The sequence below is a fragment of the Cupriavidus sp. D39 genome (assembly GCF_026627925.1).
GTDB classification, from domain to species: Bacteria; Pseudomonadota; Gammaproteobacteria; order Burkholderiales; family Burkholderiaceae; genus Cupriavidus; species Cupriavidus ulmosensis.
Genome location: NZ_JAPNLE010000009.1, coordinates 1,759,571 through 1,775,914, shown reverse-complemented (window position 1 = coordinate 1,775,914; position 16,344 = coordinate 1,759,571). Strand labels below are relative to the sequence as shown.

The 16,344-nt window shown below is 63.5% G+C and carries 7 protein-coding genes, 3 tRNA genes and 3 pseudogenes; 10 read left to right on the top strand and 3 right to left on the bottom strand.

All coding sequences use genetic code 11. The features are described 5' to 3' along the window. The first annotated feature begins 13 nt into the window (after window positions 1-13). The 5 genes and pseudogenes from OMK73_RS20160 to OMK73_RS20140 all read left to right on the top strand — a co-directional run bounded on the left by OMK73_RS20160 (window position 14) and on the right by OMK73_RS20140 (window position 6,794). Window positions 14-1,894: an extracellular solute-binding protein gene (locus OMK73_RS20160; RefSeq protein WP_267603679.1), complete on the top strand. Its 1,881-nt coding sequence runs from the start codon at window positions 14-16 to the stop codon at window positions 1,892-1,894. An 18-nt stretch (window positions 1,895-1,912) separates the two neighbouring features. Next, the gene (locus OMK73_RS20155) at window positions 1,913-2,965 is read left to right on the top strand and encodes a microcin C ABC transporter permease YejB (RefSeq protein ID WP_150983328.1); all 1,053 of its coding nucleotides are present in this window, start codon (window positions 1,913-1,915) and stop codon (window positions 2,963-2,965) included. Further along, window positions 2,962-4,089 carry an ABC transporter permease gene (locus OMK73_RS20150; protein ID WP_267603678.1) on the top strand — a complete coding sequence of 376 codons (1,128 nt, stop codon included), beginning with the start codon at window positions 2,962-2,964 and terminating at the stop codon, window positions 4,087-4,089. The genes OMK73_RS20155 and OMK73_RS20150 overlap by 4 nt, the downstream gene beginning before the upstream one ends. 41 nt (window positions 4,090-4,130) lie before the next feature. Then, window positions 4,131-5,821: pseudogene (locus tag OMK73_RS20145) on the top strand (ABC transporter ATP-binding protein). A 286-nt stretch (window positions 5,822-6,107) separates the two neighbouring features. Next, window positions 6,108-6,794 carry a C40 family peptidase gene (locus tag OMK73_RS20140; protein ID WP_267603677.1) on the top strand — a complete coding sequence of 229 codons (687 nt, stop codon included), beginning with the start codon at window positions 6,108-6,110 and terminating at the stop codon, window positions 6,792-6,794. 105 nt (window positions 6,795-6,899) lie between these two features. Here OMK73_RS20140 and OMK73_RS20135 read toward each other — a convergent pair whose 3' ends face one another. Next, the gene (locus OMK73_RS20135) at window positions 6,900-7,841 is read right to left on the bottom strand and encodes a patatin-like phospholipase family protein (RefSeq protein WP_267603676.1); all 942 of its coding nucleotides are present in this window, start codon (window positions 7,839-7,841) and stop codon (window positions 6,900-6,902) included. A gap of 1,119 nt (window positions 7,842-8,960) precedes the next feature. Between OMK73_RS20135 and ltrA the strand changes: the two genes are divergently transcribed. From ltrA to OMK73_RS20110, 5 genes are all read left to right on the top strand, one after another. Then, window positions 8,961-10,664 carry a group II intron reverse transcriptase/maturase gene (ltrA, locus tag OMK73_RS20130; RefSeq protein WP_267603675.1) on the top strand — a complete coding sequence of 568 codons (1,704 nt, stop codon included), beginning with the start codon at window positions 8,961-8,963 and terminating at the stop codon, window positions 10,662-10,664. 142 nt (window positions 10,665-10,806) lie between these two features. Continuing rightward, window positions 10,807-12,213 carry a glutamate--tRNA ligase gene (gltX, locus tag OMK73_RS20125; protein WP_267603674.1) on the top strand — a complete coding sequence of 469 codons (1,407 nt, stop codon included), beginning with the start codon at window positions 10,807-10,809 and terminating at the stop codon, window positions 12,211-12,213. Between the two features lie 272 nt (window positions 12,214-12,485). Continuing rightward, window positions 12,486-12,561, top strand: a tRNA-Ala gene (locus tag OMK73_RS20120). A 110-nt stretch (window positions 12,562-12,671) separates the two neighbouring features. Next, window positions 12,672-12,747, top strand: a tRNA-Glu gene (locus OMK73_RS20115). 68 nt (window positions 12,748-12,815) lie between these two features. After that, window positions 12,816-12,892, top strand: a tRNA-Asp gene (locus OMK73_RS20110). A gap of 249 nt (window positions 12,893-13,141) precedes the next feature. On the opposite strand, the pseudogene OMK73_RS20105 reads toward OMK73_RS20110, so the two are convergent. Both OMK73_RS20105 and OMK73_RS20100 read right to left on the bottom strand, forming a co-directional pair. Then, a pseudogene (locus OMK73_RS20105) lies at window positions 13,142-14,492 on the bottom strand (MATE family efflux transporter). Between the two features lie 24 nt (window positions 14,493-14,516). Next, window positions 14,517-16,303 (bottom strand): annotated as a pseudogene (locus OMK73_RS20100) (ArnT family glycosyltransferase). Window positions 16,304-16,344: the final 41 nt, after the last annotated feature.

Sequence of the window (16,344 nt, the reverse complement as noted above, 5' to 3'; positions counted from 1 at the left end):
GGACCCAGACCGGATGCATATTCGCGCACGTAGACCGCTTCAGGCGGCATGGCAGCGCTTCCGCACATTTGCGGCGCTGGGCTGTGGATTAGTAGCCCTGTGTACCGCGGGTTTTCCCTTGTCAGCCGGAGCCGCCCATGGCTTCGCACAATACGGCGGCCTCAAGTATCCCGCCGACTTCACCCATTTCGACTACGCCAACCCGGACGCGCCGCGCGGCGGCACGCTGACGCTCGCGAACCCGGACCGCCGCACCAGCTTCGACAAGTTCAATCCGTTCACGCTCAAGGGTACCTCCGCCCCGGGCGTGAACGCGCTGATGTTCGAGTCGCTGCTGATTGCCAGCAGCGATGAAACCGCCAGCGCCTATGGCTTGCTGGCGGAAGACGTGACCGTGGCGCCGGACGAACTGTCCGTTACCTTCCACATCCGGGCGCAGGCGCGCTTCAGCAACGGCGATCCGGTGCTGGCCAGCGACGTCAAGTACTCCTACGACATGCTGATGAGCAAGGCATCCAGCCCCGGCTACCGCAGCATGTGCACGGATGTGAAGGCCGTCACGGTGGTGGACCCGCGCACGGTGCGGTTCGATTTCAAGCAGCGCAATATCGAGCTGCCGCTGATTGTCGGCTCCTTGCCGGTGTTCTCGAAGAAATGGACCGCCACGGTATCGTTCGACAAGCTGACCTTCGAGGATCCGGTGACCAGCGGGCCCTACCTGATCGAGCGCTACGATGCCGGGCGCGGCATCACCTTCAAGCGCGACCCGTCGTATTGGGGCAAGGACCTGGCGGTGCGGCGCGGTACCTTCAACTTCGACCGGGTGGTCTATCGCCTGTACAAGGACGAGACCGCCAAGCTCGAAGCCTTCAAGGCGGGCGAGTTCGATGCCATCGTCGAGTACAAGGCCAAGAGCTGGGCCAAGAGCTATGAGGGCAAGCGCTTTTCCAACGGCGAACTGCTCAAGACCGATTTTCCGCACCGCAACGGCGCCGGCATGCAGGGCTTCGTCATGAACATGCGCAAGCCGATGTTCCAGGACGTGCGGGTGCGGCAAGCCCTGATCCTGGCGCTGGATTTCGAGTGGCTCAACCGTCAGCTGTTCTATGGCGCCTATCGCCGCCTCGATAGCTGGTTCTCCAACAGCGAGCTGGCTGCCAGTGCCACGTTCGACGGCCGGCCCGGCCCCGGCGAGCTGGAACTGCTGGAGCCGATGCGCGCGCAGCTCGCGCCCGAGGTGTTCGGTCCCATCGTCTCGCAGCCCGCCACCAATCCGCCGCGTTCGCTGCGGGACAACCTGCGCGATGCGCGCCGGCTGCTGGCGCAGGCCGGCTGGACGTACGAGGATGGTGCGCTGCGCAATGCCAAGGGCGAGCCCTTCGTCTTCGAGTTCCTGGACGACGGCGGCGCCATGAGCCGCGTCATCACCACCTACGTGCGCAACCTGGAAAAGCTGGGCATCGAGGTGAACCAGCGCACCACCGATTTCGCGCTGTACCAGAAGCGGCTTGAAGACTTCGACTTCGACATGGTGTCGATCCGTTTCCCGGATTCGCAGAGCCCCGGCAACGAGCTGCGCGACCGCTTCAACAGCGAGGCTGCCGGCACGCCCGGATCCGACAATCTGTTTGGCCTGAAATCGCCGGCGATCGACCGCTTGGTGGACAATGTCCTGCACGCCCATACTCGCGAAGAACTGGTCAACGCCGGGCGGGCACTGGACCGCGTGCTGATGCACGGCTACTACATCGTGCCCAACTGGTATAGCGCGTCGCATCGGGTGGCCTACCGGAAGGAGCTGATCTATCCGCAGCGCCTGCCGTACTACTACACGGCCGAAGGCTGGATCCTGAGCAACTGGTGGCGCGCCGACACCAAGCCGGCCGCTCAATAAGCGCGACAAGGAAACAAGATGCTCGCCTATCTGCTCAAGCGCGTACTCCTGATGATCCCGACCCTGCTCGGCGTCATCACGCTGACGTTCGCGGTGATCCAGTTCGTGCCGGGAGGGCCGGTCGAACAAATGATGCTGGAGCTCAAGGGACGGGGCGGCGGTGGCGGGGAGGCCAGTGGCGGCGGTGCCGAATATCGCGGCCGGCGCGGCGTGGACCCCGACAAGATCAAGGAGATCCAGGCCCTGTACGGCTTCGACAAGCCGCCGCTGGAGCGCTATTTCATGATGCTCAAGCGCTTCGCCCAGTTTGACCTGGGACAGAGCTATTTCCAGCACCGCAGCGTGTGGGAACTGGTGAAGTCGAAGATGCCGGTCTCGGTCAGCCTGGGTCTGTGGACCTTCTTCCTGACCTACCTGATATCGGTGCCGCTCGGGATCTCCAAGGCGATCCGGGCGGGCAGCCGCTTCGATGTCGTGACCAGCATGGTGGTACTGGTGGGCTATGCCATTCCCGGCTTCGTGCTGGGCGTGTTGCTGCTGGTGCTGTTCGGGGGCGGCACCTTCGTGCAGTGGTTCCCCTTGCGCGGCCTCACGTCGGATAACTGGGACCAGCTCACGCTGATGGGCAAGGTGATGGATTACCTGTGGCACCTGGTGCTGCCGATCACCGCCTCGGTGGTGGGTAGCTTCGCCGTGGTCACCATGCTGACCAAGAACGCGTTCCTGGAAGAGATCCGCAAGCAGTACGTCCTGACCGCTCGCGCCAAGGGGCTGGCGGAGCGGCGCGTGCTATGGAAGCACGTCTTCCGTAACGCGCTGATTCCACTCGTGACCGGTTTCCCGGCGGCCTTTATCGGTGCTTTCTTCACCGGCTCGCTGCTGATCGAAACCTTGTTCTCGCTTGACGGGCTCGGCCTGCTGTCCTACGAGGCCGTGTTGCGGCGGGACTATCCTGTCGTGCTGGGCACGCTCTACCTGTTCACCCTGATCGGCCTGGTGACGCGGCTGATCTCCGACGTTTGCTATGTGATGGTCGACCCGCGCATCCACTTCGAGGCGGTGCACCGATGAAATTCAGCTCGCGCACGCTCCCCAATGGGCTGCCGCATTCCCCGTCGCCGCGCCAGCGCGCCTGGCAACGCTTTCGCCGCAACCGCCTGGGCTACTGGAGCCTGATCCTGTTCGTCGCCATTTTCCTGCTGAGCATGGTCGCCGAGACCTTGTCCAGCGACCGGCCGCTGGTGGTGAAGTACAAGGGCGAGTGGTATTTCCCTATCGTCAAGACCTACGCCGAGAGCACGTTCGACGGGGACTTTCCCACCAAGGCTGACTATCTCGATCCGTTTATCCGCGACCGCATCACCAGCAACGGCAATTTCGCGATCTTCCCGCCCAACCGGTACTCATACGATTCGCTCAACTATTTCTCCAAGGAGCCCAACCCGGCGCCGCCTTCGGCGGAGAACTGGCTGGGCACCGACGATCGCGGGCGCGATGTGCTGGCGCGGCTGCTCTATGGGTTCCGCGTCTCGGTGCTGTTCAGCCTGGCGCTGACGTTGATCGGCGTGGTGATCGGCACCTTGACGGGCGCCCTGATGGGATTCTTCGGCGGGCGCTTCGACCTGATCTCGCAGCGTGCCATCGAGATCTGGAGTTCGATGCCCGAGCTCTACCTGCTGATCATCTTCGCCTCGATCTTCACGCCGAGCCTGGCGCTGCTGATCATCCTGCTTTCGCTGTTCGGCTGGATGGGTCTGTCCGACTATGTTCGCGCCGAGTTCTATCGCAACCGCTCGCTCGACTACGTCAAGGCGGCGCGGGCGCTGGGACTGTCCAATGTACAGATCATGTGGCGCCATATCCTGCCCAACAGCCTGACGCCGGTCATCACCTTCCTGCCATTCCGCATGAGCGCTGCCATCCTGGCCCTGACCAGCCTCGACTTCCTCGGCCTGGGCGTGCCGCCCACCACGCCGAGCCTGGGCGAGCTGCTGGCGCAGGGCAAGGCCAACCTCGATGCCTGGTGGATTTCCTTGTCGACCTTTGCCGTGCTGGTGGTGACGCTATTGCTGCTGACGTTCATGGGCGACGCGCTGCGCGACGCCTTCGATACGCGCCTGGGCCTGGCCCAGCTGCGCGGCCGTGTAGAGCCGAAGGCGCCGGAGGGTTCGCCCGCAGCCGAGGCGGCGTCATGAGCGCACTGCAACAAGCCACGCAGGCCACGCAGGCCAGCGCCATGGACCCAACGCAACCCGCGCAAGCCAAAGGCGATGCAGGCGGCCCGCTGATGTGCATCGACCGCTTGTCGGTCACCTTTGGCCATGGCGAGGATGCCACCCGGGCGGTGCGCGATGTCAGCTTCGACCTGCGTGCCGGCGAGCGTTTCGCGCTGGTGGGCGAGTCCGGCTCGGGCAAGACGGTCACGGCGCTGGCCATGCTGCGCCTGGTGGAGGACGCGCGCTACCAGGGCTCGGTGCGCTTCGAGGGGCGCGACCTGCTCAAGGTGTCGGGGCGCGAGATGCGCGGCATCCGCGGCGCCGACATCGCCATGATCTTCCAGGAGCCGATGACCGCGCTCAACCCGCTCTACACGATCGGCAACCAGATCGTGGAGACGCTGGCGCTGCATGAGGGCCTGGACCGGCGCGCGGCGCGCGAGCGCGCCATCGCGCTGCTGGAGCGCACGGGCATCAGCGACGCAGCTCACCGTTTCGACAGCTTTCCCCACCAGCTTTCGGGCGGCCAGCGCCAGCGCGCCATGATCGCCATGGCGCTCGCCTGCCGGCCCAAGCTGCTGCTCGCCGACGAGCCCACCACGGCGCTGGACGTCACCATTCGCGTCCAGATCCTGGAGCTGCTGCGCGACCTGCAGGCGGAGTTCGGCATGGCAGTCATGCTGATCACGCATGACCTCAACCTGGTGCGGGCCTTCGCCCAGCGGGTGGGGGTGATGGAGAAGGGCGTGCTGGTCGAGGTGGGCGAGACCGCCGCGGTCTTCGCTGCGCCCCAGCACCCGTACACCCGTAAGCTGATCGACAGCCGGCCGCGCCGCGAGGTGCTGCCGCTGGTACCGCTCGCGCCGGTGTTGCTGGAGGCGCGCGGCTTGTGCGTGAACTATGCGCGTAAGCGCCGCGGCCTGGCCGGGTGGTTTGGCCGTGACCAGTTTGCCGCGGTCAAGGACGTGAATTTCGCGCTGCGCGAGGGTGAGACCATCGGCATCGTGGGCGAGTCGGGCTCGGGCAAGACCACGCTGGCCCATGCCGTGCTGAACCTGCAGCGCCGCGGCGCCGGGGATATCCAGTTCCTGGGCAAGAGCCTGGACGAGGTCTCCCGGCGCGAGCGCAGCACGTTGCGATCGCGCTTGCAGGTGGTGTTCCAGGACCCGTTCGGCTCGCTGTCGCCGCGCATGACCATCGAGCAGATCGTGGGGAGGGCCTGGCCCTGCACCAGCCGGGCCTGTCGCGCGATGCCATGCGCCAGCGCGTCACCGAGGCGCTGCGCGAGGTCGGCATGGACCGCACTGCCCTCGGGCGGTATCCGCACGAGTTCTCCGGCGGCCAGCGCCAGCGCGTTGCCATCGCGCGCGTGCTGATCCTCAAGCCGCAGGTGCTGGTGCTCGACGAACCCACATCGGCGCTCGACGTGTCCATCCAGCAGCAGGTGCTCGCGCTCCTGTCGCAGCTGCAGCGCAAATACAACCTGAGCTATCTCTTCATCAGCCACGACCTGGCGGTGATCCGCGCCATGGCGCACCGGGTCATCGTGATGAAGTCCGGCGAGGTGGTCGAGGCGGGGGATACCGAGGCTGTCCTGGGTGCTCCACAGCACGCATACACCCGCAAGCTCATGATCGCGGCCGAAATTGGTGCAAGCGACCCGACGCTGCCACAAATTGGTGCGGCCGAACTCAGGGTGTCACCCGATTGACCTGCGGTTGACATAATCAAACCGAGAAAGCTTCTGCGACTTTCGTCGTATAGCCTTGATTGCAAAGCCTTTTATCTGAATTTTGTAACGAACTTTGACATGTGGATGACAACCTTATACCATCCGGCGAGAACTATTTTCGGGGGTGGTTCGCGCGTCTCTTATGCGTGTGGCGAGTGGTTTGCATCACTTGGTCCGCTTTTTGCATGCGAGTCATCCCATTGATTTCAAGCCCGCCCGGTGTGTTTCCCCGGGCCTGGTCTAGAACGATTCATCAGGAGAACCAATGCAGCGAATGCTTCATTCCCTGGCGCGCGGCGCCGTAGGAATTGCCATTGCCTGCGGTGCCACTCTATCGAATGGAGTGCTGGCTGATACGGTCTTCAAGGATCCCGACGCCCGCATCGACGCACGTACCGAACTGAGCGCAGAGCCGCATCCGGAAGGCAAGCGCGGCTTGCTCTCTTCGGTCATGAGCTCCACCAGCCATGTGGCCAGCAAGGCCGGCGACCTAGTCATGAACGCCCTCGGGCTGATCGGCGTGCGCTACCGCTTTGGTGGCAACAGCCCCGAATCGGGCCTGGACTGCAGCGGCTTCGTTCGCTACGTGTTCAACGACACCTTTGGCTTTGTGCTGCCGCGCCGCTCGGTTGAAATGAGCCAGGTCGGCACCACGGTGGCTTCCAACGACCTGCGTCCCGGCGACCTGGTGTTCTTCAACACCATGCGCCATACCTTCTCGCACGTTGGTATCTACATCGGCGACAACAAGTTCGTGCACGCGCCGTCCACCGGCAGCAAGATCCGTGTCGACGACATGCGCGCCTCATATTGGGTGACGCGCTACAACGGCGCGCGCCGTATCGACGATGCGCCGCAGGACAGCGGCAGCGCCAACAACCTTGGCAATATGGTCGAGACCCTGAAGCGCTTCGACCCCAACGCTGGTGGCCGTTCGCTCTACGGCGGCTGATCGACAGGCGGACGCGGTCCGCACAGGTCAAAGAAAAGGACTGCCACGCAGTCCTTTTTCATTTTCTTCATGGGTGCCGCCGCCCGGCGGCACGTGCGCCCGCCCTTACTGCGCGGCCACCGTCCCGGCGGGCCGCAGCCGAGCCTGGGCCAGCTTGTCGCGCAGGCTAGCCATCACGGCGGCGGCGGCTTGCTCTCCGGCCAGGATGGCGCGGTTGCGTGAGGCGAAGTCGCTGCCGCCCATGTCCGGCAGGTCGGGGCGGATCACCACGTCGGCCCGCGCCAGCGCCATCTTGCTGATCGACTGCCCCATGATGGCGGTGGTCTGCAGCAATACGCCGCTCTGGCCGTTGCTCTTCTGGCTGGAAGGCTCGGCGGAGATATTCACGGCGATCACGAAGTCCGCGCCCATGGTGCGCGCGGAATCCACCGGCACGGGCTCGACCAGTCCGCCGTCCACATAATCATGTCCCTGGATCGAGACTGGCTGGAACACCCCCGGCACGCTGCTCGATGCGCGCACCGCCTGGCCCGTGTTGCCGCGCCGGAACAGGATCCCCTGGCCGGTCTTGAGATCGGTGGCGACGATGCCCAGCGGCAGCTTCATGGACTCGATGGGGCGATTGGCGATCAGCTTGTTGATGTAGTTCTGCAGCGCCTCGCCCTTGAGCCAGCCGCCGAAACGGGTGCCGAAGGGCAGGGCCCAGTCGGCGATGGCGGCTTCGTCCATCGTCAGCGCCAGCTTGTTGAGCTGGAAGCCGCTCATGCCTGAAGCGTAGAGCGCCGCGACCACCGCACCCGCGCTGGTGCCGGTGACGAGGTCCGGGTGGATGCCCTGGGCCTCGAGTGCCTTGATCACGCCGATATGGGCGAACCCGCGCGCGGCGCCCCCGCCAAGCGCGAGGCCGATCTTGATGGGACGAGGCGGGGCCGCGGGCAGCACGGCCGGTGTTTCCGGCGTGGCGGTGAGGGCGCCCGGCTTGGGGCCAAAGGAACAGGCAGCCAGCAGCGCTGCCGCGCCGGCGCCAAGGAAGTTGCGTCGTTGCATGGATAACCGAGGGAAGGGAAATGGCGCAGTCGTCACAACCAGCGCGCGTGACGGCAGGAATGTGCCGTCCGCGCTGGCCACGCGTCCCGCGCGACAGCATTCAGACCGGGCAGAGCATAAATGATTCCGCGCGGCTGGGCATTCCGAGGCAGGGCGGGGCGGGCTGCCACGCCCTGCTTGCTATAATGCGGCGATCCTGTGCGATGCGAGAGCCTTGAACTCGCAGCGGCCTCGGCCGCAACTTAAACGTAACGACTGGGGTTTACCCTGAGTCGTCTCTGCAATGGTAGTTCCTCAGGCGTAGTGCCTGAGTATGAGCTGACGATCGTCATACTACGCCAGGGGCGGATGTCTTCGCCCATAAGGCGAAGGTGTGCGCGACGTTTTGACCCGCAAGAGTGGGTAAGAAGATCAGGGCGATAAGCTCTGCGCGTTATGGTTCGGTCGGAGCCAGCCGCGAGGCTGCCCCCGATAGAGAACCTGCTATGCGACTAGCAGTAGCCTAGGGAGACATGCGTCACTGGTAACGGTGGGGTGTGAAGCTTTCCTGACAATGTAGCCCCCGCAAGGGTGCGGTTCGTCCGTGAGGTAGAACTGTAGAGACTCCAAGCAGCACTGGGGTTGAGGAGCTAGGCTGACTGGCATGGGTAACTTAAGTGAACTGCTGATAAACGTCGTAAGCATTGCGGTGCCAAAGCTGCTGTTAGGCATCAACCAAAAGGTACGTGGTCGGTTATCCCGCTAGGATCTTGGGATACGTCGTCATTGGACCACCGGCGAATAGGCAGGCCCTAACCCGGTCTTGTAACGTGCAGGGAACGCAGTAAGCCCGTATGGCCGCCGAAACGCAGTTGACTTCGGCAGGCGAACCGTAAGGGACGCTGTCGGTTGTGCGGGTATGGGAGGTTGGAAAAAGCGAATGCCGGGCTGTAATGGTTCGGATAGGGGTTGCAACATCACTCCACGCGAAAGCGGGCAGACTTCCAACTGGTCTTTCGTCGCAAGACGACTGACAGACCTCGCTTGAATGTGAATTTTTCCCCTAGGGGGCCAACGAGCCCCCTAGGGGGCAAGTTGTCTCTCTTGATGTTGGGGTAATCCTCAAGATAGGAGAGCAGCATGGAAGCAATCATCTGCAAGGATGATTCTGCGCTCTCCGGCAAGCCGCAACGCTGGAACGCCATCGATTGGCGTCGAGTGGAACGGAATGTCCGAGAGATGCAGATCAGAATTGCGAAGGCTACAAAGGAAGGGGATTGGCGCCGGGTGAAAGCCTTGCAAAGATCCCTGACCCGCTCGTGGTCCGTCAAAGCAGCGGCGGTACGGCGAGTGACGGAAAATCGTGGGAAGAAAACAGCAGGCGTTGATCGCGTGCTGTGGGACACCCCTGAAGCCCGGTGGGAAGCCATCGGGCGGTTGAGACGCCGAGGGTATCGGCCCATGCCATTGCGGCGGGTCTATATCCCTAAGGCCAACGGGAAGGAGCGCCCACTAGGCATTCCGACCATGTTGGATCGAGCCATGCAGGCCTTGTACCTGCTGGCGCTGGAACCAGTGTCCGAAGGGACGAGCGATCCGAACTCGTATGGGTTCCGGCTCAATCGTTCCACGTTGGATGCCATGTCCCAGCTATACGTGGCCTTGTCACAGAAGGTCTCAGCCCAATGGGTGCTGGAAGCGGATATCAAAGGCTGTTTCGACCATATCAGTCATGACTGGCTGGAGAGCAATGTCCGAATGGACAAAGCGATCCTGAGGAAGTGGCTGAAGGCTGGCGTGGTATTTCAGGGCCAGTTTCAGGCAACCGAGGCTGGAACGCCGCAGGGAGGCATCATCTCCCCGACATTGGCAAACGTAGCGCTGAACGGACTGGAAGAGCAACTGCTGAGCCATATGAAGGCAACGCTCGGGGTAGCCCAGTTCCGGAAGCTGAAGGTGAATGTAGTCCGATACGCAGATGACTTCGTGATCACCGGTTCCTCGCAAGAGATGCTGGCGAATGAAGTGAAACCGTGGGTAGAGCAGTTCCTTGCAGTACGGGGACTGACGCTTTCGACGGAGAAAACGCGAATCGTCAACATCGCAAACGGCTTTGACTTTCTGGGGTGGAATTTCCGGAAGTACCTGGGAAAGCTACTCATCAAGCCAAGCAAGAAAAACGTGCAAACGTTCTATCGCAAGGTGAAGGCTGTCATCAGTGCTAACAAAGCGGTGCAGCAGGAGAAGCTCATCCTACTGCTGAACCCGTTGCTGAGGGGCTGGGCGCAGTATCACAGCCCGGTGGTGGCAAAAGCCACGTTCAACCGTCTGGAACACGACATATTTCGTGCTCTATGGCGGTGGGCGAAACGGAGGCACGCCAACAAGACTCCCACCTGGATTCGCAAGAAGTACTTTGCATCCACGGGTGATCGAAGTTGGGTGTTTGGAACCACAGTAGTGAGAGACGACGGCAATCAGGATAGGGTGGAGTTGTACTCGCTACCGCGAACACCCATCCGGCGCCACCAGAAAGTCCGAGGGGATTACCACCCCTTTGATCCGGTGCAGGAGAGGTATGGCGAGACCTTGCAGCAGGAGCGCATGTTGAATAGCATGTCGCACCGAAAGCAATGGATCAAGTTGTACATTTCACAGCACGGCTTGTGTGCGTTGTGCCAGTGCAGGATGACCAAAGAGACGGGGTGGCATGACCATCATCTTGAGTATCGTGTACACGGTGGCTCGGACGCTCTAGGAAATCGGGTACTGTTGCATCCAGACTGTCACATCCAAGTACATAACCACGGTCTAACCGTTAAGAAACCGGCCCCCTCAATGTGAGGGGATTTCGAAAGGCTTGAGCCGTATGCGGGGAAACTCGCAAGTACGGTTCTTAGGGGGGACGGGTCAGCAATGACCCTGTCCCTACCCGCCACACCCGGCCTGCGCGCATTCGTGCGCGGGCTTTTTGTTTCATTCCTATATGACACAACAACGCGTCCGCACCCGCTTCGCGCCGAGCCCGACCGGCTTCATTCACCTCGGCAATATTCGCTCCGCGCTCTACCCCTGGGCCTTTGCGCGCCGCATGAAGGGCGATTTCATCCTGCGCATCGAGGACACGGACGTCGAACGCTCTTCGCAGGAATCGGTGGACGTGATCCTGGAAGGCATGGCCTGGCTCGATCTCGATATCGATGAAGGCCCGTTCTACCAGATGGAGCGCATGGACCGCTATCGCGAGGTGGTCAAGCAGATGCTGGACAGCGAGCTGGCCTATCCCTGCTACATGAGCACCGAAGAGCTCGACGCGCTGCGCGACGCGCAGCGCGAGCGGGGCGAGAAGCCGCGCTACAACGGCTTCTGGCGCCCCGAGCCGGGCAAGGTCCTGCCGGCCCCGCCGGCCGGCGTGCAGCCGGTGATCCGCTTCAAGAACCCGATTGGCGGCAGCGTGGTCTGGGACGACGCGGTCAAGGGCCGGATCGAGATCTCCAACGACGAGCTGGACGACCTGGTGATCGCCCGCCCTGACGGCACGCCGACCTACAACTTCTGCGTGGTGATCGACGATCTCGATATGCGCATCACCCACGTGATCCGCGGCGACGACCACGTCAACAACACCCCGCGCCAGATCAACATCATCCGTGCGCTGGGCGGCGTTGCTCCCGTGTACGCCCACTTGCCGACCGTGCTCAACGAGCAGGGCGAGAAGATGAGCAAGCGCCATGGCGCCATGCCCGTGACGGGCTACCGCGACGAAGGCTACCTGCCCGAGGCCGTCCTCAACTACCTGGCCCGCCTGGGCTGGGCGCACGGCGATGCGGAGATCTTCTCGCGCGAGCAGTTCGTGGAGTGGTTCGACCTGGAGCACCTGGGCAAGTCGCCGGCGCAGTACAACCCGGAAAAGCTGGCCTGGCTGAACAACCACTACATCAAGGTTGGCGACAACGCACGCCTGGCCGGGCTGACCCAGCCGTTCATCGAGGCGCTGGGTGGCAAGGTGGAAGGTGCAAGCCTGGAAGGCGTCATCGGGCTGGTAAAGGACCGTGCGAATACCCTGAAGGACGTGGCGCAGGCCGCACTGCTGTTCTACCGTGGCGAGCCGCAGCCGGATCCGGCGCTCAAGGCGGAGCATCTCAACGCCGACATCCTGCCGGCGCTGCAGGCCCTGGCCGCGCGGCTGGCGGCGCTCACCGAGTGGAAGCGCGACGAGATCAGCGCGGCCTTCAAGGCGGTGCTGGCTGAGTTCGGCCTGAAGATGCCCAAGCTGGCCATGCCGATCCGCCTGCTGGTGGCGGGGCAGTTGCAAACGCCTGCCATCGATGCCGTGCTGGAGCTGTTTGGGCGCGATACGGTGCTGCGCCGCATCCAGGCGGGGCTTGCCTGAAATAATTTGCAGAAAGTCCTGGCGGGGGCTTGCGCTCCCGCCAGGAATTCAGCATAATCTCGTTCTCCCTGCAGCGCGGACAAAAACCAAGCGGGCATAACGGATGGAAGCGATAAGAAGTAATCCCGCAGTAATGCGGATCGCAGAAAAAAGTTAAAAAAAGGGGTTGCAAAAAGCAAGGTTGTTTATATAATCTTGTCTTCGCTGAAACGAAGAAACAAACGCGAAACGCAGTGGTAGTAAAAAAGCAGTGGGCAGCAACGTAGTACCATGGGGCTATAGCTCAGCTGGGAGAGCGCTTGCATGGCATGCAAGAGGTCAGCGGTTCGATCCCGCTTAGCTCCACCAAAATGCCGGAAGTTTCGAATGCAGTAAATCGAGGCTTACCAGGTGCGGTGAAGATTTGATTATTCAGGTCTTCGCGGTGCCAGACGAAATAAGTCGCAAGACGAGTTTCTGTCCCCATCGTCTAGAGGCCTAGGACATCACCCTTTCACGGTGAGTACAGGGGTTCGAATCCCCTTGGGGACGCCAAATAACGAACGTAACCAAACGTTCGGTTTGTCGTCGAAAGTATCGCTGTCGATGGCAAGTAAGAGTATGGAGTGGTAGTTCAGTTGGTTAGAATACCGGCCTGTCACGCCGGGGGTCGCGGGTTCGAGTCCCGTCCACTCCGCCAAAACTAAACCCGCATGGTTATGCCATGCGGGTTTTTTCTTTTGCTGTCCGGCATTCGCTCAGGCAGTTTCCGATAATCCCCGCTATTTGATTCGGCGCGCGCACGGTGGTGGCGCGGCGCATTATGTCCGCCCGCGCCTGCTGGCCAGGCACGCATTATCGCGTCGTAGCCGGCGGCGGTCCGCCATGGCCCTGCTATATGCCCTCGTCGCAGCGGAGATAATCCATCCGCCGCGCGTTCCAGGCTTGTTCAGCGTGCGCGGCGCCGGCTGACGGTGACGAAGTAGCGCACCAGCAGCGAGCCGGCGATGGCCAGGCTGATGCTGTTAGCCAGCCAGAACCCCGCGGCCCCCGTGTGAAGGCGGGCAGGGAGCCGATCAGGCCAAAGCCCAGCACGTAGCCGCCCCCCAGGCCGACGCCCCAGAGGGACACCGCGTAGATCAAGGTAGGCACCAGTGCGATCTTGTAGGCGCGCAGGATGAACGCCGTCATGACCTGTACCGCGTCGAAAGCCTGGTAGAAGGCGATGAACAACATGAGAGGAAGGGCGGCGCGTACCACTGCCGGATCCTTGGCGTAGGCATGCAGCAGCGGTTCTCGCAGGATCCACAGCAGGCCGCCGACCATGATCGCCAGCGTTGCTGCCAGGCAGATGCCGCGCCGGGCGATGCGGCGTGCGCCGTCCTGGTCGCGCCCGCCGATGGACTGCGCGACCAGCGTGGAAGTGGCGATCGCCAGCGACAGCGGCAGCATGTAGGCCACCGCGCCGAGGTTGGCGATGATCTGATGGCCAGCCAGCACCACGGTGCCCATGCGCGTGATGAAGATCGACATCAGCGTGAACGAGGTGATCTCGATCAGGTAGGTCAGCCCCATCGGCACGCCCAGGCGCAGCAGCGCGCGGATCGGCCGCGCTTGCGGCCATGCCCAGCTGGAAAAGATCTGCAGGGGGCGGTAGGCCGCGTTGCGCCGCAGGATCAGGACGCCAGAGATGCACCAGATCCAGCTGATCAGCGCGGAGGCCAGCGCGCAGCCCGGCCCGCCCATCGGCGCCAGGCCGAAGCCGCCGTCGATAAACCAGGCATTGAGCGGAATCTTCACCACCAGCCCGATGAGTTGCAGCACGGTCACCATGACCGGGCGCGACAAGGCGTTGTTGAGCGCGGAGTAGATGCGAAAGCCAAGTGCGGCCGGCAAGCCGAATGCCTGGATATGCAGGTAGTGCGTGGCCTTCTCGACCAGCTCCGGCGGTGCCTGGGCAAACTCCAGCAGTGGGCCGGGGAACAAGAGCAGCAACATGCCGGGGATCGCCAGCGCCAGTCCCAGCCATGCGGCCTGCCTGACCTCGCTGCCGATTTCCGCCCCCGCCCGGCGCCATGGAGCTGGCCAGCGATCGGGGCGAGCGCCTGCAGCACGCCCATCAAGCTGATGTAGACCGTGACGTAGATCGATCCGCCCAGCCCCACGGCGGCCAGGTCGATGGCCGAGGCCCGCCCGGCCATGATGGTATCGATCACGCCAAAGGCAATCACCGCAAGCTGGCCGACCAGGACCGGCGCGGCCAGCACGGAAATGCGGCGGATATCGTGGAACATGTTCATGCGGGCAGGCGCTGCGCAGTCACCTCAGGGGTGGCTCGGCAGCCGGCGCCCAGGCAGGCTGGGCCGGGGCGGCGCAACCCGGGACATATCGACCAGGCGATACATGCGGAAGCGCTCGTCGCGGTCGGAAGGGCGTCGGCCTTCCCAGATCAGGCGCCATTCGAAATGCGAGATGCTGGTGGGCTCGCCGTAGTCGACGGGATCGTGGCGCAGCAGGATGTCGCAGCCGTCGTTCGGGCCGCCAAAGCGGATGTGGCCGAAATAGGCAAACGAGGCCAGCTGCGCGTCGCCCATGCGAATCGGCTGCACGCAGTTATAAGCCGTGGGCAGCGCCATCGAGGCGGCCTGGGCCACATCGCGATAGGTCTTGCCGTAGTTGATCGAAGGCATCCACAGCGTCATTGCCAGTACCCACATCAACGTGGTGCCCGCGGCCGAGATCACCACGGGGCGCCAGATCTGCTTGGGCGCGCGCGACAGGCGCCAGCGCACGATCAGGATCCAGGCTGCCGTCACCAGCAGCGCATAGATGATCGCGCTGACGGTGAAGTCTTGCTGGAAGCCCGGCAGCAGGCGGTAGATATTGGCGGCGATGCGCGGGGGCTGGCCCGTCGTCCTGGCGATCCACATGAACCAGACAAAGCCACCGAAGATGGTGAAGAACAGCAGGGCGAACCAGTCGATCGCGTTGATGGCGGCGCGCGTGAGCGTGGGCAACCCGAACGCGGCAAGCACGGCCATCGGCGGCAGCAGCAGGATGAACTGCACGTCGCCCGGCGAGCGCAGCAGGAACAGCAGCAGCAGCGGCGGCAGCAGCATCGCCAGGGGCAGCGCCACATGCGGCGCGCGGCGCATGCCCGACCAGCTTAGCCAGGCCCAGCAGGCAATCGGCCACACCGGCCAGGTAAACAGCAGCAGGTTGCGTGCGATGAAGTTGAGCGCGGTGGCGTTCGGTGCGCCGTAGGTGCGGCGATCGTAGCGCGACCACTCGCGGATAAAGGTCACGGCGTCGTTGTGGTCGGTCGCGCCCAAGTAGGCGGCGGCCATCCAGGCTGCCACCAGCGCCAGCGCCAGCGGTACGCTCGCGAGCAAGACGCGCGGCAAGGGCAGGGCTTGCAGGCCAGGCCGCAGATGATGACCGACCCCAGCAACACCAGCGGGATGACCGGCCCGCTGGACAGGGTCAGCGCACCCAGCCCGACGCCCAGCCAGATGCCACCCTGGATTGGCTTGTCCAGGCTGCGCACCATGCCATACAGGCTCATGGCGACAAAGCAGACCTGGCCCACCTGCGGCGTGGTTTCGTGGCCGCGCATGGCCAGGCCCACGCAGGCCAGGAAAATCAGCAGGGCGCCGTCGGCCAGCGTGCGGCCGTAGTCGCGCGCGTTGGGCTGGCCGCCGAAGACATAGGCGAAAGGCTGCACCTCGGCGCGCCGGCCGAGCAGGTAGGTCGCGTACCAGATCAGCGCGCAGGTGCCAAAGTAAAAGAGTGCGGTGGCGATGCGCGACGCGTCCGGCGCGCCGAGCCAGCCGCCAAACAGCCGGATCATCAGGGCGCCAACCCAGAACACCAGCGGGCCGTCTTCGCCGTAAGGGCGGCCCACGATATTGGGCATCAGCCAGTCCTGGGTGCCTCCGGTGGCAAGTTGCCACATCACGCCGAAGCCGGCCGCATCCTCGTTTTTCCACGGATCGCGGCCGAACAGGCCAGCCAGGCCATAGATGATGCAGATGGCCAGCAACAGCGCGCGTGGAAGCGTGCCGGTGGCGGCTGCGGTCAGGTGGACACGGGAAGTCTTGGCTGCGCTCATTGATTGGTGGGGCTTGGGGGCGGCCGGGGCGGGCGCTTCCG

Bases quoted from the DNA above. Each gene is read 5' to 3' on its own strand.
- OMK73_RS20160 (WP_267603679.1), top strand. From the start codon at position 14: ATGCATATTCGCGCACGTAGACCGCTTCAGGCGGCATGGCAGCGCTTC.
- OMK73_RS20155 (WP_150983328.1), top strand. From the start codon at position 1,913: ATGCTCGCCTATCTGCTCAAGCGCGTACTCCTGATGATCCCGACCCTG.
- OMK73_RS20150 (WP_267603678.1), top strand. From the start codon at position 2,962: ATGAAATTCAGCTCGCGCACGCTCCCCAATGGGCTGCCGCATTCCCCG.
- OMK73_RS20140 (WP_267603677.1), top strand. From the start codon at position 6,108: ATGCAGCGAATGCTTCATTCCCTGGCGCGCGGCGCCGTAGGAATTGCC.
- OMK73_RS20135 (WP_267603676.1), bottom strand. From the start codon at position 7,841: ATGCAACGACGCAACTTCCTTGGCGCCGGCGCGGCAGCGCTGCTGGCT.
- ltrA (WP_267603675.1), top strand. From the start codon at position 8,961: ATGGAAGCAATCATCTGCAAGGATGATTCTGCGCTCTCCGGCAAGCCG.
- gltX (WP_267603674.1), top strand. From the start codon at position 10,807: ATGACACAACAACGCGTCCGCACCCGCTTCGCGCCGAGCCCGACCGGC.